At 28.9% G+C, this 18,926-nt stretch carries 23 protein-coding genes; 6 read left to right on the forward strand and 17 right to left on the reverse strand.

Going from position 1 to position 18,926, the window contains the following annotated elements:
- Positions 1-68 precede the first annotated feature (68 nt).
- From ACKU4C_RS07230 to trxC, 4 genes are read left to right on the forward strand one after another with little or no spacing between them, the layout of a single operon-like run.
- Entirely contained in the window at positions 69-1,613 is a 1,545-nt protein-coding gene (locus ACKU4C_RS07230) for a SulP family inorganic anion transporter (protein WP_321315728.1), read from the forward strand.
- Positions 1,614-1,668: 55 nt separating this feature from the next.
- Entirely contained in the window at positions 1,669-2,160 is a 492-nt protein-coding gene (locus ACKU4C_RS07235; RefSeq protein ID WP_321315730.1) for a putative metalloprotease CJM1_0395 family protein, read from the forward strand.
- Positions 2,150-2,389: a hypothetical protein gene (locus tag ACKU4C_RS07240; RefSeq protein WP_321315732.1), complete on the forward strand. Its 240-nt coding sequence runs from the start codon at positions 2,150-2,152 to the stop codon at positions 2,387-2,389. The genes ACKU4C_RS07235 and ACKU4C_RS07240 overlap by 11 nt, the downstream gene beginning before the upstream one ends.
- A gap of 1 nt (position 2,390) precedes the next feature.
- Positions 2,391-2,822 carry a thioredoxin TrxC gene (gene trxC / locus ACKU4C_RS07245; RefSeq protein WP_321315734.1) on the forward strand — a complete coding sequence of 144 codons (432 nt, stop codon included), beginning with the start codon at positions 2,391-2,393 and terminating at the stop codon, positions 2,820-2,822.
- A 10-nt stretch (positions 2,823-2,832) separates the two neighbouring features.
- On the opposite strand, the gene ACKU4C_RS07250 is transcribed toward trxC, so the two are convergent.
- From ACKU4C_RS07250 to ACKU4C_RS07260, 3 genes are all read right to left on the reverse strand, one after another.
- Positions 2,833-3,309: an acyloxyacyl hydrolase gene (locus ACKU4C_RS07250; RefSeq protein WP_321315736.1), complete on the reverse strand. Its 477-nt coding sequence runs from the start codon at positions 3,307-3,309 to the stop codon at positions 2,833-2,835.
- A gap of 94 nt (positions 3,310-3,403) precedes the next feature.
- On the reverse strand, positions 3,404-3,907 hold the full coding sequence (locus ACKU4C_RS07255) for a DUF523 domain-containing protein (protein ID WP_321315738.1): 504 nt from the start codon (positions 3,905-3,907) through the stop codon (positions 3,404-3,406).
- A 1-nt stretch (position 3,908) separates the two neighbouring features.
- Complete coding sequence (locus ACKU4C_RS07260; RefSeq protein ID WP_321315739.1) at positions 3,909-4,667, reverse strand: ATP-binding protein; 759 nt, start codon at positions 4,665-4,667, stop codon at positions 3,909-3,911.
- Positions 4,668-4,856: 189 nt separating this feature from the next.
- Between ACKU4C_RS07260 and ACKU4C_RS07265 the strand changes: the two genes are divergently transcribed.
- Complete coding sequence (locus tag ACKU4C_RS07265) at positions 4,857-5,045, forward strand: hypothetical protein (RefSeq protein WP_320034064.1); 189 nt, start codon at positions 4,857-4,859, stop codon at positions 5,043-5,045.
- A gap of 2 nt (positions 5,046-5,047) precedes the next feature.
- On the opposite strand, the gene ACKU4C_RS07270 is transcribed toward ACKU4C_RS07265, so the two are convergent.
- The 13 genes from ACKU4C_RS07270 to ACKU4C_RS07330 all read right to left on the reverse strand — a co-directional run bounded on the left by ACKU4C_RS07270 (position 5,048) and on the right by ACKU4C_RS07330 (position 16,908).
- Positions 5,048-5,686, reverse strand: coding sequence for a GntR family transcriptional regulator (locus ACKU4C_RS07270; protein ID WP_321315741.1), 639 nt, complete (start codon positions 5,684-5,686; stop codon positions 5,048-5,050).
- Positions 5,687-5,701: 15 nt separating this feature from the next.
- Positions 5,702-5,905 carry a hypothetical protein gene (locus ACKU4C_RS07275; protein ID WP_321315743.1) on the reverse strand — a complete coding sequence of 68 codons (204 nt, stop codon included), beginning with the start codon at positions 5,903-5,905 and terminating at the stop codon, positions 5,702-5,704.
- A complete protein-coding gene (locus tag ACKU4C_RS07280; RefSeq protein ID WP_321315745.1) occupies positions 5,892-6,782 on the reverse strand; it encodes a DMT family transporter in 891 nt (296 codons plus the stop codon). Before ACKU4C_RS07280 ends, ACKU4C_RS07275 begins: the two co-directional genes overlap by 14 nt.
- Before the next feature lie 35 nt (positions 6,783-6,817).
- A complete protein-coding gene (locus tag ACKU4C_RS07285) occupies positions 6,818-7,543 on the reverse strand; it encodes an amino acid ABC transporter ATP-binding protein (RefSeq protein ID WP_321315746.1) in 726 nt (241 codons plus the stop codon).
- Positions 7,540-8,262, reverse strand: a complete 723-nt coding sequence (locus ACKU4C_RS07290) for an amino acid ABC transporter permease (protein WP_321315748.1) — start codon at positions 8,260-8,262, stop codon at positions 7,540-7,542. The genes ACKU4C_RS07285 and ACKU4C_RS07290 overlap by 4 nt, the downstream gene beginning before the upstream one ends.
- Positions 8,262-8,936, reverse strand: a complete 675-nt coding sequence (locus ACKU4C_RS07295) for an amino acid ABC transporter permease (RefSeq protein WP_321315750.1) — start codon at positions 8,934-8,936, stop codon at positions 8,262-8,264. The genes ACKU4C_RS07290 and ACKU4C_RS07295 overlap by 1 nt, the downstream gene beginning before the upstream one ends.
- A gap of 49 nt (positions 8,937-8,985) precedes the next feature.
- Positions 8,986-9,804 (reverse strand): transporter substrate-binding domain-containing protein, encoded by an 819-nt coding sequence (locus ACKU4C_RS07300; RefSeq protein WP_321315752.1) that lies wholly within the window; start codon positions 9,802-9,804, stop codon positions 8,986-8,988.
- An 84-nt stretch (positions 9,805-9,888) separates the two neighbouring features.
- Positions 9,889-11,139, reverse strand: coding sequence for an FAD-dependent oxidoreductase (locus ACKU4C_RS07305; protein ID WP_321315754.1), 1,251 nt, complete (start codon positions 11,137-11,139; stop codon positions 9,889-9,891).
- A 1-nt stretch (position 11,140) separates the two neighbouring features.
- Positions 11,141-12,145, reverse strand: coding sequence for a 4-hydroxyproline epimerase (locus ACKU4C_RS07310; protein ID WP_321315756.1), 1,005 nt, complete (start codon positions 12,143-12,145; stop codon positions 11,141-11,143).
- Between the two features lie 2 nt (positions 12,146-12,147).
- Positions 12,148-13,086 (reverse strand): ornithine cyclodeaminase family protein, encoded by a 939-nt coding sequence (locus tag ACKU4C_RS07315; RefSeq protein ID WP_321315758.1) that lies wholly within the window; start codon positions 13,084-13,086, stop codon positions 12,148-12,150.
- Positions 13,083-14,666: an aldehyde dehydrogenase (NADP(+)) gene (locus tag ACKU4C_RS07320; RefSeq protein ID WP_321315759.1), complete on the reverse strand. Its 1,584-nt coding sequence runs from the start codon at positions 14,664-14,666 to the stop codon at positions 13,083-13,085. The genes ACKU4C_RS07315 and ACKU4C_RS07320 overlap by 4 nt, the downstream gene beginning before the upstream one ends.
- Positions 14,667-14,780: 114 nt before the next feature.
- Positions 14,781-15,749: a dihydrodipicolinate synthase family protein gene (locus ACKU4C_RS07325; RefSeq protein ID WP_321315760.1), complete on the reverse strand. Its 969-nt coding sequence runs from the start codon at positions 15,747-15,749 to the stop codon at positions 14,781-14,783.
- A 229-nt stretch (positions 15,750-15,978) separates the two neighbouring features.
- Complete coding sequence (locus tag ACKU4C_RS07330) at positions 15,979-16,908, reverse strand: hypothetical protein (protein WP_321315762.1); 930 nt, start codon at positions 16,906-16,908, stop codon at positions 15,979-15,981.
- A gap of 142 nt (positions 16,909-17,050) precedes the next feature.
- Here ACKU4C_RS07330 and ACKU4C_RS07335 point away from each other — a divergent pair, with 142 nt between their 5' ends.
- Positions 17,051-17,734, forward strand: coding sequence for a rhodanese-like domain-containing protein (locus ACKU4C_RS07335; protein WP_321315763.1), 684 nt, complete (start codon positions 17,051-17,053; stop codon positions 17,732-17,734).
- A 19-nt stretch (positions 17,735-17,753) separates the two neighbouring features.
- Here the strand turns inward: ACKU4C_RS07335 and ACKU4C_RS07340 are convergent, their stop codons facing one another.
- Positions 17,754-18,911, reverse strand: a complete 1,158-nt coding sequence (locus ACKU4C_RS07340; protein WP_321315765.1) for an HD domain-containing phosphohydrolase — start codon at positions 18,909-18,911, stop codon at positions 17,754-17,756.
- Between the last annotated feature and the right edge of the window lie 15 nt (positions 18,912-18,926).

The raw sequence follows: 18,926 nt of genomic DNA on the forward strand, positions 1-18,926 counted from the left end.
TGAATAGCTTAACCTATGATAAATTTTAGTTTAGATATAATCGCGACTTTATAATATAAGGAATAGTTTTGTTAAATATTAAAAATACATTTATTGGAAAATCAATAAAAAGTGATGTACTTTCAGGAATAGTTGTAGCAGTTGCACTAGTACCTGAAGCAATTGCATTTTCTATAATCGCTGGAGTTTCACCACTAGTTGGACTTTATACTGCTTTTATACTAGGTTTAATAACTGCATTAATTGGTGGTAAAGCTGGTATGATTAGTGGAGCAACAGGGGCAATTGCTGTTGTTTTAGTTGGACTTGGTGTAGATGTAAAACAATCTTTAAGTCCTGAAATGCTGTCTCAATTAACACAAAATGGTGAGCTTGCAAACTACATATTACAATATATTTTATTAGCTACTATTCTTGCAGGTATTATTCAAATAACTATTGGGGCATTTAGACTAGGTAAATTAATCAGATTAGTTCCACAACCAGCAATGTATGGTTTTGTAAATGGTCTTGCAATTGTTATTGCAATGGCACAATTCCCACTTTTTAAAGGTGAAAACTGGGTTATGTATGCTTTAGTATTAGCAACAATGATTATTGTTAAGTTTTTTCCGAAAATAACCACATCAATCCCTTCTGGACTGATTGCAATTATTGTTATATCAGCTGTGGTAATTGGATTTGATTTAGATACCAAAAGAGTTGGAGACTTAGCTGATATTTCAGGGAACCTTCCAAGTTTTGGAATTCCAACATTACATTTAGATTTAGAATCTATTTTAATAGTATTACCTTATGCTGTTTTAGTTTCACTTGTAGGTCTTATTGAATCTTTACTTACACTATCTGTTTTAGATGAGATGGGAGGAAGAAGAGGTAGTGGAAACCAAGAATGTATTGCTCAAGGAACTGGAAATATTGTATGTGGTTTCTTTGGAGGAATGGCAGGTTGTGCTATGATTGGACAATCAATAATCAATTTCTCAAATGGTGGTTGGGGAAGACTATCAGGTGTAACAGCAGCTATATTACTAATCTCATTTGTAGTCTCTTTATCTTCTTATATTGCATTAATTCCTGTTGCTGTTTTAGTTGGTATCATGTTTATGGTTGCAATTGGTACTTTTGAATGGGAAAGTGGAAATAGAATAAGATATATGCCAAACTCTGATAAATTTGTATTGGTTGCAGTTACAGTTATAACAATTTTTGCTGACTTAGCTATTGCTGTTATTACAGGTATAATTATTTCTGCTTTAGTATTTGCTTGGAAACATTCAAAAGTTAGAAGTAGAACAAAAAGAGAAAATGAAAATACAAAAGTTTATCAATTTGATGGTCCACTATTTTTTGGTTCAACAACATCATTCTTTGAACTATTTGATATTAAACATGACCCAGAAAATATTGTATTAGACTTTAGAGATGCAAGAGTTATGGATATTTCAGGGGTTGAAGCTATTGATACAATAACAAAAAAATATGCCCAAGCAGGTAAGAAGTTGGTAATTAGATACTTAAGTGAAGATTGTAAAAAAATACTTAAGGATGCAGGTCCATTTTGTACTTATGAAGAGGATGATCCTCGATATAAAGTAGCAATTGACTATTAATACTTTTCTTTACTTTTGCTTTAAAAGATGATAAAATTATCAAAAGGTTAAAAGAATGGAAGTATTAAATACAACTCAATCAGCATCATCAATATATATGCAACTTGCTCAAAAAAGAGCAGAATTAGCAAGTATTGAGAAAAAAGATGTTGAGAAATCAACTCTTGATTCTTATGATAAAACTTCTTCTTCATCAAAATATGATGAAAAAGATTACGAAAGAGTTGTTAGTAAATTTAAAAAACTAGATTCTGAAACTAAAATTCATGAACAGTTGCATGCTTCTAAGGTTACAACTACTACTCCAATTAATTATAATTATCAAGTAGGACCTGATGGAAAACTTTATGCTACAGGTGGTTCAGTAAGATTTGATACTTCGATACCTAAAGATGAAGCAAGTGCTAATTTAAAATTGCAACAACTTCAAGATGCAGCAAGTGCTCCAAATGAATTAAGTGGTGCTGATGCCCAAATAGCAAGAGTGGCAAACCTAAATAGACTTCTTTTACAAAGTCAAGAACAAGGAGTTGAAAATGACAGTTAATAATAACTTATCAAGTATGCTTTCTATACAAATGGAAGTTAATCAAATGGCTCAAAATATTGCACAAGTTGCAAATGCAGTTGGAGACCCTGTTTTTCAAGAAGCAGCAGGTGATATTATTGATTCACTTGTACAACAAACTCCAGCAACAATTGCATATAGTGCAAATGCTCAAGGAGTTGTAACTCAACAAGCAGTAATGGATACAATTTTAGATATAAAGGCTTAATATGTCAAAACTAAACGTAGTATGTCCTCATTGTTTAAAAATTAATTCAATTCCAAAAAAAGATACATATAAAGTTGCGAACTGTGGTAATTGCAAGAACTCTTTATTAGATACAACACCTATTGAAGTTGATAACACAACTTTTGATCATGTTATTGTAAATTCAGATATACCTGTAATAGTTGACTTTTGGGCACCTTGGTGTGGACCTTGTAAAATGATGGCACCAATTTTTAATGAGGTAGCTCAAAAATATCCTTTAAAAGCATTATTTATAAAAGTTAATACAGAAGAGCAACAAGAGTTAGGTGCTAAATATGGTATTCGATCAATACCTACATTAATTATTTATAAAGAAAGCAAAGAAGTTAAAAGAGTTAGTGGAGCACTTGACCCACTAAGATTATCTGAATTAGTTAATTCAAATTTATAAAAAGTAGCTTTTAAAATCTATAAGCTACTTTTAATCCAACAAAATCTAAACCTGAATTATCATCATCAAGATTTGCATTTGAATAATGATTGTATTTTAATGTAGCATCAAAATTATCATTAAATCTATATCCAAAACCTATACTTTCTTTAAATTGAAAATTCATACCAAACTGTTTATGGTCTAAATGTTCTTTACTAAAATAAGCAACACCTAATCCTGCTTCAAAATATAAATTTTCAGTAATGTCAATTGTAGCTAATGGCTGTGTACTAATAATAGCCATACTATCATTTTTACCATCTACATATTCTGTTGTAACTTCTAAGCTTAGATCTGCGATATCAAAAAGCTTGTAATCAAAATCTTTAAATAAAGATAAACCATAAACATCAATGCTGTCTTTATATCCATATTCTAATGAGATTCTATCAAAAGAACATGCATAGCTAACTAACATAACAAGAATAAGAACAATCTTCTTCATCCAACTCTCCATGTGTGTGTAGTGCTAAATAATATCAATAATATTATTAATATTTAGTAAAAAAGAACATTATCTATACATTAAATTGTATTTTTTATTTACTTTTGTTACATTTCTTTAAAAAACTATAAAGCTCATTTATTTGAAATTCATTAAATACTAAAATGCCATTTTCTAACAGTAATTTTGCAGTTAACCCTTCTCCTTCTACAAGCTTGCCAGAAAAAGTACCATCATATATTTTTTCATTTCCACAAGAGGGGGAATTAGATTTTAACAATACAACTTTTATATTTTCACTTAGACACAAATCAAGAGTATTTTTTGCTCCTAAAAGAAAATTAACTGTAACATCTTCACCTTTTTCATTTTTTACCATAAAAGGCTTTTTTGCTGAAATTATTTCAGCTGGAGCCCTTGGTATAGAAAGTCCACCTGATACTTCGGGACAAAAAGAGTATATTTCATTTTCACAAAGTATATCCATGAACTTTTCTTTTTCAGAAAAAGTAAAAGAATTAGTGTATGCTATTGCTGAATTAGCTCCATCATACCTTACATCTTCACCAAGAAGACAAGAAGAGATTAAAATTTTCATACTAATCTCTATCTAAAAATTCTTTTGTAAAAAAAGTAGATGTTTGTATATTATTAAATGCTGCTTTCATTGAGATAAACATTTGAGGATTATCTTCTTCCATTTTTGCTAAAAGTTCTTTAGTTTTTTCCCTAGCATAAGGCATTTTTATATCAAACCTCATTGCAGGACAGGCTTCATCTCCAATTACATTAATCTCATTACTTTGAGCAAAAGCACGAAGTTGTCTCTCTCTACAAAAAATCAATGGTCTAATTACTTCTAAACCATTTTCAGCTTTGTATATTGGTGGCATAGATCTTAATGCTCCATTATAAAGAAAGTTCATAAAAAATGATTCCATTGCATCATCTAAATGATGACCTAATGCCAATTTATTATAACCTTGTTCTTGTGCTGTTGAGTAAAGGTATCCTCTTCTCATTCTTGAAAAGAAAGAACAAAAAGATGAATTCTTTCTAATTTTTTCTCCTGCTAATTCAAAAATTTCAGTATCAACAATTTCATGTTCAATACCATGTTCCTCACAATGTTTTGCAAGAAATTCTACTTGTTCACCCATTCCATAAGTTACCGTAACAGCTTTAAATTCAAAATTAAAAGGTGCAACTCTTTTTAAATGGTTTAATGCATGAATTAAAGTTGTAGAGTCTTTTCCACCAGAAAATCCTACTAAAACCCTATCGCCTTCTTTTATTAATTCATATTCAGCATTTGTTTTACCAACTAATTTGGATATTTTTTTACTTAATTCTACCAAAACTATTTTTCCTATTATTATATATATTTTCGCGATTATATCATATTTTTTACATAGTTTCATTAAATATATTTTTCATTAAAAAAAGAAAATAATTAAATTTTAAAATAATTTTATAATTAAATTAACTAGCTTTTTAGATAATTTCTATATAATTGCAACTCACTAAATCTAAACAAAGAATTATATATGACACAAGAAGAGATCAAAGAGTTTAAAAAAACAATTGAAAGAACTATTTTACCAATAGTTAAAAATATGCCCGAAGACCAAATAAAAGAGATCATCGCACTTGTGGAAAGAGAACACCCAGAACTTCCAAAAGGTTATGGGTATATGCTTTATGAGCAAATTCTTATTATGAAATATAATAAATAAGTTTAAATACCTATTTGATTTTTTACAATATCTACTAACTTATTAATAATTAAATCTGATGTCTCACAAGCTTTTTCTTCATTTGATTCTAAAATTGCATCTATTAATTTCATATGAATTTTAGCTGAATCCTCTAAATCGTCGACACCTTTAAAATAATACCAAAACCTTCTACTTCTAATATGTAAAGGTGCTGTAGCATTTGCTGCAAATGAGTTTTTTGCTGATTCAAAAATAGCTTGATCTAAAAGTTTATCAACTCTTAAATATTTATTTACATCTTTTTCATCTACTGCAATTTGCATATGTTTTTTAAAATCTAAAATCTTATTTTTTTCGAATGTTGTTGCATATTTTGTTGCTCTTGTTATTAAAAGTCTGTCTAAAACTCTTCTTGTTTCTAATATTGATAATTGATTTGTCATATTAATATCAGATATTTGTACTCCACGTCTTGGAATAATTGTAATCAAAGATTCATTAGCTAGTTTTAATAATGCTTCTCTTAATGGTGTTCTACTTATATCAGATAAAGCCATAAGCTCTTTTTCTGAATATGTTTTTCCTGGTTCAAGTTTTAGTGTTACAAGTAACTCTTCTAAAATTTTATAAGCTTTTGATGATAAATTATTTTCTGACATCATTATTCCTTTATCTTAATTATGATTTAGCATATTAAGAACTATATTTCTCTTTTTGTAGAATGTTCCAGTAATTTTAAGTATTACTGCACTTAATTTTAAATATTTTACTTTTTCTTTAACTTTTACATCAATATTTATATTTTCATTTAAATAAATAATAATCTTATCATAATTATCCTTATCTAGACTAAGCTTAATATAATCAACTATATTCATTGTTTTTCCTTTCTTTTGTCTGCTTTGAAATAAAAACTAAGAAAATACCAATAATAATAACCGTTCCAATAATAATAAATCTAAATGTTACTTGTTCGTTAAAAACAAAAATACTTAAAATAGATGTTAAAAGAGGAATAAGTAATAAAAATGGTGATATAAAACTTATATCTTCTATTTTCAATAAATAAGCCCAAATACCATGACCTAAAATACTTCCTGCAATAACAACATAAAAAAATGAATAATATGTCATATTGTTTTGAATATCACTTAAAACACTAAAGCTCTGATTATCATATAACATAAATAGATTCATCATAGGAATACCTAAAAATGATGTCCATGCAATTATTGCTATACTTTTTACCTTTTTTATTTTCTTTACTAGAATAAAATAAAAACCCAAAAATAAAGCTGAAAAAATAGCTAATATAAATGCTTTTCTACTTTCTAATAAATTTGGATCGTATAATAAAAAAATTATTCCTACAAAAGATATAAAAAGACCAAAAATACGTAGTTTTGATGGAATATCTTTAAATATAATCCAAGATAAAAGAATAGAAAAAGGGATAGAAAGTTGTATAAGTAATGATATACCCCCTAAACTTTTTGTACTTTGAATTGATAAAAAAAGTAAACCAAAATGTCCGGGAACAATTAATAATGTTGCAATAAATAAATATAAAAAGTCTTTTAAATTAGGTAATTTAAGCATAAAAGGAAAAAGAAGAATTGAAATTACTATAAATCTTAGAGTTAAGGCCGTAAAAGGTTCAATCTCCATTAATAATATTGATATAAAAACAAAGTTTGCTGCCCAAAGTAAAATTACAAAAAGAATTAGTGATAATACATATATTTTTTTATTCATTATAATCCTTTATCCACTAACTCTTATTTATAAATTTAATGTAGTACTTTTGATAAAAACTGTTGAGTTCTCTCTTTTTGTGGGTTTCCAATCACTTGTTCTGGAGTTCCAATCTCTTCAATTAAACCTTTATGAAAAAATGCAATTCTATCTGACACTTCTCTAGCAAAAGCTATTTCATGGGTTACACATATCATAGTCATACCTTCATCCCTTAAAAGTCTAAGTGTATCTAAAACCTCTCCAACAAGTTCAGGATCAAGTGCTGATGTAATCTCATCAAACAACATATACTCAGCTTTCATAGCAAGTGCTCTTGCTATTGCTAATCTTTGTTGCTGACCACCTGACATTCTAGTTGGATATTCATCTAGTTTTGTTCGAAGCCCTACTCTTTCAAGCTGGTCTTTAGCTATATACCTAGCTTCTTCATAAGACATTCCTAAAACTTTCATAGGAGCTAACATTACATTTTCAAGAACAGTTAAATGGGGGAAAGAGTTCCATTGTTGGAAAACCATACCAATCTTTTGTCTTAATCTATTTTTATCAGTTTTTTTATCATGAACAGAAATTCCATCAACAATAATCTCTCCAGCTTGAATATTTTCAATAGCATTAATACAATATAGCATAGTAGATTTACCAGACCCAGAACCTCCAATTACAGAAAGAACTTCACCTTTTTGTACTGTTAAATCAATCCCTTTTAAAACTTCTAAATCACCAAATGATTTATGTACACCTTTTAATTCTATCATACTTTTAACTTCCTTTCTAAATTTGCTGCATATAATGAAATTGGATATGAGATAATAAAATAAAATATTCCAACACCAATCAATAGCAATAAAGCTTCTTGTGTTTTTGAAATCATCTCTTGAGTTGATCTTAATAACTCCATATATCCTATAACTGAAACTAGTGCTGAATCTTTTATAACTGATAAAACAATATTGATCCAAGCTGGAAAAACTGTTCTTAAACCTAAAGGGAAAACTATATAAATATAATCTTGCCAAAAACTCATACCTAAAGATCTAGCAGCTCTTCTTGTAGTACTTGGTACAGAGTCAATACCTGCTCTAGCAACTTCAGTAACAAACCCTGAAGTATAAGTAGATAAAACAATTGCTCCAACCCAGAATACTGAAATATCAATCTCTAAAATACCCATTAATGAATAAAATAAAATAAATTGAATAATTAATGGTACAGATTTTAAAATATCCAAAAATCCATCTAAAATAAAATTTACATACATATTTGAATTACTTTTAATAAAACCAAAAATCAAACCAAAAAATGTTCCTATAGTAATTGAAACTACTGAAATCATTATTGTTCTGATCAAACCATCAAAAATAAAACTTAAATCATATACAGTTATAGTAGATACTCTAACAGCATCAATAAATTCATAAGCTAAGTATAATCCAACTAATGAATAAATTAATTTTTTTAATTGTTGATTACTCATTATATATCCCCTTTAAATAACTTATATCCAACTAATCGAGAACCAAGAAGAATGATTTTTGCCATAACAAAATACATTCCAGCAGTTACTAAATAAAACTCAAATGTTCTAAAAGACAAAGACTGTAACTGGTCTGTTTTTCCTGTAAGTTCTAGCATTCCTACAAGTGTTCCTAAAGATGTCATCAACAATGACCAAATCATCTGATTTGTAATTGGATGATAAACTTTTCTTAAAACTTGAGGTACAATAACATATCTATATGCTTGAAACTTATTCATACCAAGTGACCTTGAAGCTGACATTTGAGTAGTTGCAATAGATGCAAATCCTCCCCTTAATGTTTCAGCTAAATATCCTGCATTGTTAAAAGTTAAAGCAGCTAATACAGCAACATAAGGACTTAAATGAATACCAAAGCTACCTAATCCAAAATAGGCCATATATATTTGAAAAAGAGCAGGAGTATTTCTAGCTATTTCAATCCAAAGAACACTTGGTGTTCTTAAAAACTCATTATCTGAATCTTTTCCTAAAGATAAAAATATCCCTATAACTAGTCCTAAAACCATAGAGATAATTGCAACTTGAAGTGTTACAAATGCTGCACTCAACATCTCTGGAAATACATTCCAAACTGTAATCCAATGAAAACTATATTCAAAATCAAACATTATCAATCCTTACATTGATGTATTATTCAGAAGCAAAGCTTCCGAATAATTAATAATAAATTCCATTGACAGTTAAGTCTCTAAGTGGTGAATTACCAAAATATTTTTTGTTTAGCTCTTCATATCTTCCTGTTCTTACTTGTTGGTGAACAAAAAGATTTAAATAATTAATAAATCCATACTCATCTCTTTTTGTAATAAGTGAAACATAATCGTTATAATTAGGGATAAATGGCCCTGCTTCATAATCTTTAAATTTGTCAAGTTTTAATAACTCAGTAATTGTTGTATCACTAGAAATAATAACATCAGCTTTTCCTTGTAATAAAGCTAAGTGTGCATCATTTTCTGATTTAGATGAAAAATAGTTTGATTTATCAAATTCAAGTTTTTCTGCATTTTTAAGAAATTCTGTTTCAGATACAGTACTTAAAGCAGCACTTACTTTTTTACCTTTGATATCTTCAAAAGTTTTAATACCTGAACCTTTTTTTATCATTGCTTGTTGTTTAAATACAAAATAAGGTATTGTAAACCCAACTGATTGAGCTCTTTTTAAAGTATCAGATGTTGAACCAATAACAACATCAACTTTTCCTGATGTAATTGCAGGAACTCTTTGAGCAAATGACATAGATTTTAATTCTAATTTAACGCCTAAAGCACTTGCTAAATCACCACAATAATCCACATCAAATCCTGCTGGATTGTTTTTTACATCTCTATAACCCATTGGTGGGAAATCTAAAACAACACCACATTTTAATTTACCTTTTTCAAGAACCTTATCTAATAAATCCGCATTTGCACTTGCTCCTAGAGCTATAACTGAAGTAGCTACAAGAGCTAATTTTTTAATTAATTTCATAATCTTCCTTTTTTTATTTTGATTTTAAAGCTTTCTTCTTTTTGCATACATGTATTATATTTTCTATTACAGTACCCTCCTTAATCAAAATCTATAAAGATTCATCTTCTCAATATCTAAATCTGGCTTTTCTTCATTTATCAATGATGTAACAATTTTCCCTGTTGCAGGGCCAAGTGATATACCAATCATTGCGTGTCCTGTCGCAATAATCAAGTTTGACAACTCTTTACTTCTTCCAATATATGGAATTCCATCTGGAGAACAAGGTCTTAATCCTGCCCATAAATCATCCATTTGATTCTCTTTAATATCTAATCCATTTATATAATTGTTTGAAGCATTTCTGATATTATTAACTCTTCTTTGAACAATTGATTTATCTTCACCACAAATCATCATCGTCCCAGCAAAATTAACATAAGAATCATATGGTGTTATTGCAACTTTCTCTTCAGCTAATATCATAGGTGTTGTAAAATTTAAAGCATCATTCTTATCAACTTTGAAAGAAAAACCTTTTCCACCTTGCATAGGGATATTAAGATTGAATTTTTTAGCAATATTTGATGTATAGACACCTGCTGTAAAAATAAACTCATCTGCATAGTAAACATTATTATTGTTATCAACAATTGAATCTATTTTTACATTAGAGATGTTTATATCTTTGATAGTGCAGTCTTCTTTAAAAACAACACCCTCTTTTTCCAAATAATTTTTTATAGCAATAATCAAATCATATGGCTGAACTCTTCCATCATCTTCATAATAAGCTGCTCCTAGAACATCAAAAGATGCATTCGGCTCAAGCTGTTTTAAATCATCTTGATTTAATATTCTTCCTTTTAGACCTAATTCATTAGCTTCTTTTATTAAATGCTCTTCCTCTTTTAATGTTTTTTCTTCTTTACATAACATCAAAAGACCTGTATTTTTGTAATCAAAATCAAAATCTGTACTATTCATTAAATCTTTATATAAAGATGTACTGTAAAGACTGATATCTCTTAAAAAATATTTATTATTTTCTACATTCTTTTTTGTACAAAAAGAGTTAAATCTAATAATCCATTTAATTAAATCCATGTCAAATCTAGGTTTTAAAAAGAATGGTGAATTAGGATTTAACATCCATTTTAAACCCTTTTTTAATACACCTGGATTTGCCAATGCTTCAAAATGACTAGGTACAGTTAATCCTGCATTACCGTAAGAGCATTCAACACCTATTTTACTAGACTCATAAACACTAACTTTATAACCACTTTTGTGTAAAAAGTAAGCAGAAAAGAGTCCACTTATTCCACCACCAATTATTGCTATATTTTTCATATTATATTACCTGAAACCCGTGTGCATAAGGATCATCATCATCAATTGTAATTGTGTTTAAACCAGTAATTTTAGCCCAACCTTCGATAGAAGGAACTATAGCTTTATACTCTGCTAATTCAAGCTCTTTTTCAATTCGTCCAATAAATTTTGATCCTATAATACTTTCATGAATAAATTCATCACCTTTTTTTAACATACCTCGTGAATACCATTGAGCCATTCTAGCACTTGTTCCTGTTCCACAAGGAGATCTATCAATTGCTTTATCTCCATAAAAAACAGCATTTCTTGCTGTTGAACTATCATCAATAGTTTTTCCAGTCCATTCAATATGAGATAAACCACAAATAGTTTCATTTTTAGGATGTACAAACTTATATTTTTCATTAAGTTTGTCCCTTAACTCTTTACTCATTGAGATTAATTGACTTGCAGTATAGTTTTCCATACCAGCAAAGTTTTCTTGAGGCTCAACGATTGCATAAAAGTTTCCACCATATGCAACATCAACAGTTAATTTACCCAATACTGAAGATTCGACTTCAAGATTTGTAGAGTGTAAAAAAGATGGGATATTTACAATTTTCACTGATTTAACTCTATCTTTTTCATCTCTTGTATAAGTTGCCACAACTAATCCAGCTGGTGTTTCAATTCTTAATTCACCCTCTTTTTTAGGTGTTACAATCTCTTTCTCAATTAAAACTGTAACTGTTCCTATTGTTCCATGTCCACACATTGGCAGGCATCCACTTGTTTCTATAAAAAGTATAGATACGTCATACTCATCACTACTTGGTTGAAATACTATTGAACCACTCATCATATCGTGACCTCTTGGTTCAAACATTAAACCTTTTCTAATCCAATCAAACTCTTTTAAAAAGTGTTGTCTTTTTTCGCTCATATTAGCTCCCTTAAGTAAAGGTGCCCCACCACAAACTACTCTTACTGGATTTCCACAAGTGTGTGCATCTACACAAAAAAATGTTTTACAAGACATTTCTAACTCCTAGTTACTTTCTCATAAACTAATCTTGCTGCGGCTAAATCTTCTAATCCATGCCCAACAGATTTAAAAAGAGTTATTTGAGAATCACTCACTCGTGCTTCTTTTTTTCCTCTTGTTAAATCAAACAAGTCAGCTTTAAAATTTTCTTCGAATATTATCTTATTTTCTAATGGAATTTTTATTTCACCTGATTCTTTTTTAGCCATATTAGTGTCTATAAAAATATCTACATTTTTAATAAACTCATCATCAGCTTCTCTCATATCAGGTTTATACGCTCCAACCAAGTCAAAATGTTGCCCTTCTTTTATGTTTTTTCCAAAAATCAAAGGGTTATGACTTAAAGTTGCACAAGAAACTATATCAACGTTTGAAATCTTATCTTCAATATTTTCAACAACTTGAATATTGTATTCAGGTAGTTCATCTACTATTTTTTGGGCTTTACTTTTATCCCTACCCCAAATATAAATCGCTTTTAAATCTCTTACACAAGAGTGAGCCTTAATTAACTCTTTACTTAATGCACCAGTTCCTATCATCAACATAGAAGTTGAATCTTTTCTTGATAAATATGAACTAGCCAATGCAGAAGCTGCTGCTGTTCTTTTTGAAGTTAAGGGTTTACCATCAATAATTGCTTGAAGTTCACCTTTATGCCCATCAAAAAGAATATAAATACCATTTATAGCTGGTAGATTATATTTAGCATTATTTGGAGATACAGTTAATATCTTAGTTCCAACACTAACACCCTCTTGCCAAGCAGGCATTAAAAGTAAAGTTGAATCAATTTTTTCTTCTGGATTCTCATAATCATAATGAAGTCTATCAGGAACTTTAATCTTATTAATAAAAGCATTTTTTAATACTTCTATCAATGAAGGATAATCTAAGTTCTTAATAACTTCTTCTTTTTCTATAAATCTCATATTCTTTCTCTTGTATACTTATCATTAACAATTCTAAGAATCTCTAAAGGATTTTCATCTTTAAGCTCTTCAGGAAGTAGAGAATTTGGACAATCTTGGAAACAAACAGGTCTAACAAATCTTCTAATAGCTCCTGTTCCAACAGAAGTAAATCTTGAATCAGTAGCAGCAGGAAAAGGACCCCCGTGTTGCATAGAGTGACAAACTTCAACACCAGTTGGAACTCCATTAAAAAGGATTCTTCCACATCTATTTTCTAAAGAAAATATTTGCTTTTTAAACTCATGCATATCAGACTCTTCACCCATAACAGTTGCAGTTAATTGTCCTTCTAATGACTCAATTACCAAATCAAGTTCATCTTTACTTTCACACTCAACAACAAGTGAATATGGACCAAAAACCTCTTCATGGAGTTTTGGGTTTGAGATAAATGTTTTTGCTGTAACATAAGCAACTGTTGGTCTACCTTCAGCTCTTGTATTTTTAAGTTTTGATTCACCTAATAACTCAATATCATCTTGAGACAAGGCATCAGTTTTTGATTTTTCAAAAGCTTGTTGTATACCACTTGATAACATAGTAGTAGGAGAAATATTTTCAATTGATTTTGCTAATTCAGATTTAAAAGCATCTGAGTTTTCATCTTTTACTAATAAAATCAATCCTGGATTTGTACAAAACTGACCAACTCCAACAGTAATAGAACTAGCATAAAGTTCTGCCATATTTTTAGTATCTTTTAAAGCAGTTGGTAAAAATAAACAAGGATTTATACTACCCATTTCTGCAAAAACTGGAATTGGAGTTTTTCTTTGATTAGCAAGTTCAAATAGTTTCATACCACCTTGAGTTGAACCTGTAAAACCAACAGCTTTTACTACTTCATGAAGTACTATTTGTTGACCAACAGTTCTTCCTTCACCATGAACCATAGAAAATGTACCATCAGGCATATTACATTTTTTAACTGCTTCTATAATTGCAGTTGCAATAAGCTCTGATGTTCCACTATGAGAAGAGTGAGCTTTTACAATGACTGGACACCCAGCAGCTAATGCTGAAGCTGTATCTCCACCTGCACAAGCAAAAGCTAAAGGAAAATTACTAGCTTCAAATACTGAAACTACTCCAATAGGTCTTAACATCTTTCTTAAATCATTTCTAGGAAGTGGTTTTCTATCTGGAAGAGCTTCATCTATTGTTGCTTCAACCCAAGAGCCCTCTTTTAAAAGATTTGCAAACATTCTAAGTTGTCCTACGGTTCTACCTCTTTCACCTTCAATTCTTGGTCTTGGAAGATTAGATTCAGCAATAGTTCTTACAATAAGTTCATCTCCTAGATTTATAATCTCATCAGCAATAGTTTCTAAAAACTCAGCTCTTTGAGCTTGAGTTTTTTCTTTGTATTCAAAAAAAGCTAAATTTGCTTTTTCTAAAGCTTCATCCACTTCTTCTTTTGTAGCATGGTAAAATACCCCCTCTAATGATTCATTAGAGTGAATATCATATATTTTGCTACTTTTATCACCATTTGATGATAATATATTTCCTATAAAGTTTTTACCATGTAAACTCATTTTATATCCTTTTTTCATAATGCTGGTAGTTGTAACTACTGGACAAACTCCAATAAATTTACATTTCATACCAACCATTTAGATTAATTAAATTTTTTGATATCATCAATAGGATTAATCTAATAACCCCAAGCCTTCAATTCTTTCTTTTGCTAGAATATATCTTGCTCGAACATCTTCAATTTGCTCAGGAGTTAATTTTTTACCAAGTGTACGAAGTCCTCCATCAACATCATTATGATGAAGTCCCATTGCAAACTTAAGATATTCCATAAGAAGTGGCTGACCATCTAGATATGAAATAGAGTTCATAGCCTGAGAAACTTTTAGAGCCTCATCCCATTCTCCTTTTAAAACGTACTCCTGCATAGTAATACTAGCTTTTGGGAAAATAGTACCGACACCTGTAATTCCACCGCATGCTCCAGCAAGTCCAGCATATACAGTTACAGTGTCAACACCTGCCAAGATTTTTAAATCTTTGTTCACTAACAATAGTGTTTCAATAATAGACACATCTATCGTCGATATCTTAAGAGCAGCTACTTCAGGTAAAGAAGCAAGTTTAATAAGAGTATTTGTTGAGATTGCATGATATCCAGCTGCATCAGGGTTATTATAAGGCATTATTGTTACTCCTGCCTCTTTTGCAGCTGTTGCAGCAAGAGCATAATAAGCATACATATCTTCATCAGAAGGAACTTCTAAAGTTTTTGGAGGCATAACCATAACAGTATCCACACCAACTGTTGCTAGTCCTGCAATGATTTTGGCAATTTCTTCTTTAGTTTCTGCCGAAGCTCCACTAATCAATGGAACATTGTTTTCCTTAGCAACTTCAGAAAGTGATTTAAGTAAAGAAAGCCGCTGTTCGTTGCTTAAATAACTATTCTCACCTAAAGTACCAGAAGCGACAAGTCCCCCCATTCTACTTCCGCCCTTTCCTTGAGCTTTTAAGACATATTCAGCCTGTCTTCGTGTTTCATCAAAGTCTATTTCAAGGACACCTGATTCTGACTCTTTTAGCCATGTAAACACGGCTGGCATAACTGTATAAAGCCAATCTGTACTAGTTGTTTTCATCATATTACCTTTTGTCAAATAAATTATTTGACATATCCTTTTCATCTTATTTTAATTTATATATCTATAATATATTTTATTAAAATATTATTGATATATCAAAAGTATATCAGATATATATCAATAGGATTATTAAATAAAACTTAAATTAAATAAAATATTGTATATAAATTAAACAGAACTAATGATTAAGTATTTAAGTGCCTGTATTTATGAGGGAAAAAGAGATTTAATATAAATTTATTTTTAGTACATTATCTTCTTCAAATAGATGTATGCCTAATATTTTATAATACTCTTTGATTAAGTAAGCTAGATTATTGTAGATATTTAAAGTTATAAATCCATTTGGATAAAGGTGATGTATTGAATTTAATTCATGTGTTAAATTTATAAAGGTTTCTATAAAATCTGTTTTTTCTAACTCCAAGGCAAGTAAACAATCTAATTGATTTAGATTTATATTTAATCCATTTAAATACCCTATTAAATATGATGCACTTTTTAATACAGATTCGACCTGTTTTATGCTTAATTGAATTAGATCTTCCCTTGAATTATTTATTTTGTAAGCTGTTAGTTGTGTTTTTATATCTTTTAATTTATTAACTTTATATAATAAACTATTTGCAAAACTAATAGGATAATCTGTTTTTATTGCACTACTAGAAGATATATAGTTTGCTATATATTCACTCCAGCAAAGTTCTGCAATTGGATAGGTTATAGAATCTACACCTTCATATCGCTTATTTTTTAATATATTTTTAAAAGCATCAATTTTTTTATTATTGTCATGAATATGTGCAAACTCATGATGTAATATATGGAAGAGTTTTTTGGCATCTAATTCTTCTTCATTTTTTAAATAATTTTTTATCATTTTTGATTTTACTACTAAATAAAATTCATAATCATTTTTTGTTTCTAAAGTTAACACTGCAGCATAAATATCTTTTGACATTTCAAATCTATTTTTTTTTGAGTTATTATTCAATAAAAAAGATATATCATTTTTATAATCAGAGCTAATTAGTATATTTGTAAATCTTCTTAAGTCTAAAAAGCTAAGTTCTTTTATTAGATGATTTATCAATTTTAATGCTCTATTTGATTCAATTATTGATAAACCATTAATCTCTATATTTATCTCTTTCATTGTATATACCTTATATTATTAATTATAAAATAGTTTTATTTCTCAAGATTAATGAAGAAATATTATTATAATTTTTTAAGCTCAAATATAGGTTATTCTTATAATATATTTATATATAAAAATATTATAAAAGGAGTTAGCAATGAAAATAAAACAAGCACTTGTATTATTGGTTTCAGTTGTAATCATTAGTACATTAAATGCAAAAGGTTTTGATTTAAAAAACATGGGAGTAGATGTTAAGAACTACGATGATAAAACCATCACAATTACAAGAATACATGATGAAGAGTGTCGTTCAATAAATGGTGCTGACCCTAAAAATATCTGGTCAGGGAATTATGCAAATGAAAAACTTCCTTCAAAATGTATTAAGAAATTTGTAACAACTGTTGGTAAAATCACACCAATGAAAATTACGGATAAAATTGAAACAATAGGAGAACTTGAAGTAATTAAATTTATAAAAGAAGCTCAAACAGACAAAAATAAGCTTCTTATTGATGCAAGGCTTCCTGATTGGTTTTTACAAATGAGTATTCCTACAGCTGAAAATATTCCCTTTACTTATTTTAACAAAGATAAATACCCTGATGATTTTTATGATGTATTAGAAATGATTGGAGTAAAAGAGATAAGTGATGGTAAATATGACTTTTCAAAAGCAAAAGAGTTAGTACTTTTTTGTAATGGAGCATGGTGCCCACAATCTACATTTGCCATTGAAAATCTTATAAAACTTGGATATCCAGAAGAAAAATTAAAATGGTATAGAGGTGGAATGTACTCTTGGAAAATGTTAAACTTAACAACTACATCAGAATAAAGACTACCTAAGGGTAGTCTTAAATAAATATCTTTTTAAAATCTTCACTAATTGCTTTATCTATTTTCCCTTCTTTAGCAAAAGTTTCTAATACTTTAATTGCTTCAATATTTGAAAAAGCATCTCTATATTTTTTTTCAGAAGTTAAAGATGAATATATATTTGTAATACTCAATAATCTATCTTTTAAACTTAAATCCTTTCCTTCAAATGAATAAGGATACCCACTACCATCAATAAACTCTTGCACTCTAGTTGCCCAAGTATTTATATCACTAAAACCAATTATATTTGATAATGTCTTGTTTGTATAGTAAGGGTAAGCTTTAATCTGTTTATGTTCATATGGCTCTAAAACTATATCCTTATCTATGAGCTTCTGAGGTATAAAAAACTTACCAACATTTGATAAACTAGCCGCAATTAAAAACGTTTGTTTATCTTTATGATCAAAATTATAAAAATCAGCAACCTTTTTACAATTTTCCAATAATCTACTTTCTTTATCTATAATTTTATAAAAAATTGAAGTCATTGAAAGAATGTCTTCAAAATCTAATGCTTGAGTATAATCAAATAGTGAAGAAAAAATATAAGTTAACATCTCTTGCTCATTTTGCAAATCTAACCAAAAAGACTCAACTTCACTAAACTCTATAAAACACTCTACAATATCTGATGAAAACAATACTAGTTCATTATTCTTTACAAAATTAACAATTCTTTCTCTGTTAGAGATATCTTTATTTGATAAATCAAAATTTGAATCTATAATATCTGCAAAAGCTATAAATTGTGAAAACAAAGGTATCTCTTCCCCTTTTAATCCAAAAACACCACTTCCATCATAGTGTTCACAATGATATTTAATTATCTCCTTTTCATCTGTTAAGAAAGGGAAACTTTTTATATACTCTTCTCCAAGTAAACAATACTCTTTTTCACGTTTAGTAGTTTCTTTTAATGCAATATTATGAATTAATGAATAAGAACATATATCTGAAAGATACTCTTTTTCATAATTAAACTCTTTTGCTAGTTTTAATGCTATAAAAGCGATTTTTTTTGAATGTTTTAAATCGGTATTATAATATTCATTTTCTATTGCATCTAAAGGATACGAAAGTGCTAATAAAAAATTATTTAGATTAAATTGTATTTGTCTTTTTTTATCCATGATAAATCCTGTATT

Source organism: Halarcobacter sp. (assembly GCF_963676935.1).
GTDB lineage: Bacteria > Campylobacterota > Campylobacteria > Campylobacterales > Arcobacteraceae > Halarcobacter.

What these genes read in the sequence shown, in the direction of transcription:
- ACKU4C_RS07235 (WP_321315730.1), top strand. Translation starts at nt 1,669, where the DNA reads ATGGAAGTATTAAATACAACTCAATCAGCATCATCAATATATATGCAA.
- ACKU4C_RS07240 (WP_321315732.1), top strand. Translation starts at nt 2,150, where the DNA reads ATGACAGTTAATAATAACTTATCAAGTATGCTTTCTATACAAATGGAA.
- trxC (WP_321315734.1), top strand. Translation starts at nt 2,391, where the DNA reads ATGTCAAAACTAAACGTAGTATGTCCTCATTGTTTAAAAATTAATTCA.
- ACKU4C_RS07250 (WP_321315736.1), bottom strand. Translation starts at nt 3,309, where the DNA reads ATGAAGAAGATTGTTCTTATTCTTGTTATGTTAGTTAGCTATGCATGT.
- ACKU4C_RS07255 (WP_321315738.1), bottom strand. Translation starts at nt 3,907, where the DNA reads ATGAAAATTTTAATCTCTTCTTGTCTTCTTGGTGAAGATGTAAGGTAT.
- ACKU4C_RS07265 (WP_320034064.1), top strand. Translation starts at nt 4,857, where the DNA reads ATGACACAAGAAGAGATCAAAGAGTTTAAAAAAACAATTGAAAGAACT.
- ACKU4C_RS07270 (WP_321315741.1), bottom strand. Translation starts at nt 5,686, where the DNA reads ATGTCAGAAAATAATTTATCATCAAAAGCTTATAAAATTTTAGAAGAG.
- ACKU4C_RS07275 (WP_321315743.1), bottom strand. Translation starts at nt 5,905, where the DNA reads ATGAATATAGTTGATTATATTAAGCTTAGTCTAGATAAGGATAATTAT.
- ACKU4C_RS07280 (WP_321315745.1), bottom strand. Translation starts at nt 6,782, where the DNA reads ATGAATAAAAAAATATATGTATTATCACTAATTCTTTTTGTAATTTTA.
- ACKU4C_RS07285 (WP_321315746.1), bottom strand. Translation starts at nt 7,543, where the DNA reads ATGATAGAATTAAAAGGTGTACATAAATCATTTGGTGATTTAGAAGTT.
- ACKU4C_RS07290 (WP_321315748.1), bottom strand. Translation starts at nt 8,262, where the DNA reads ATGAGTAATCAACAATTAAAAAAATTAATTTATTCATTAGTTGGATTA.
- ACKU4C_RS07295 (WP_321315750.1), bottom strand. Translation starts at nt 8,936, where the DNA reads ATGTTTGATTTTGAATATAGTTTTCATTGGATTACAGTTTGGAATGTA.
- ACKU4C_RS07300 (WP_321315752.1), bottom strand. Translation starts at nt 9,804, where the DNA reads ATGAAATTAATTAAAAAATTAGCTCTTGTAGCTACTTCAGTTATAGCT.
- ACKU4C_RS07305 (WP_321315754.1), bottom strand. Translation starts at nt 11,139, where the DNA reads ATGAAAAATATAGCAATAATTGGTGGTGGAATAAGTGGACTCTTTTCT.
- ACKU4C_RS07310 (WP_321315756.1), bottom strand. Translation starts at nt 12,145, where the DNA reads ATGTCTTGTAAAACATTTTTTTGTGTAGATGCACACACTTGTGGAAAT.
- ACKU4C_RS07315 (WP_321315758.1), bottom strand. Translation starts at nt 13,086, where the DNA reads ATGAGATTTATAGAAAAAGAAGAAGTTATTAAGAACTTAGATTATCCT.
- ACKU4C_RS07320 (WP_321315759.1), bottom strand. Translation starts at nt 14,666, where the DNA reads ATGAGTTTACATGGTAAAAACTTTATAGGAAATATATTATCATCAAAT.
- ACKU4C_RS07325 (WP_321315760.1), bottom strand. Translation starts at nt 15,749, where the DNA reads ATGAAAACAACTAGTACAGATTGGCTTTATACAGTTATGCCAGCCGTG.
- ACKU4C_RS07330 (WP_321315762.1), bottom strand. Translation starts at nt 16,908, where the DNA reads ATGAAAGAGATAAATATAGAGATTAATGGTTTATCAATAATTGAATCA.
- ACKU4C_RS07335 (WP_321315763.1), top strand. Translation starts at nt 17,051, where the DNA reads ATGAAAATAAAACAAGCACTTGTATTATTGGTTTCAGTTGTAATCATT.
- ACKU4C_RS07340 (WP_321315765.1), bottom strand. Translation starts at nt 18,911, where the DNA reads ATGGATAAAAAAAGACAAATACAATTTAATCTAAATAATTTTTTATTA.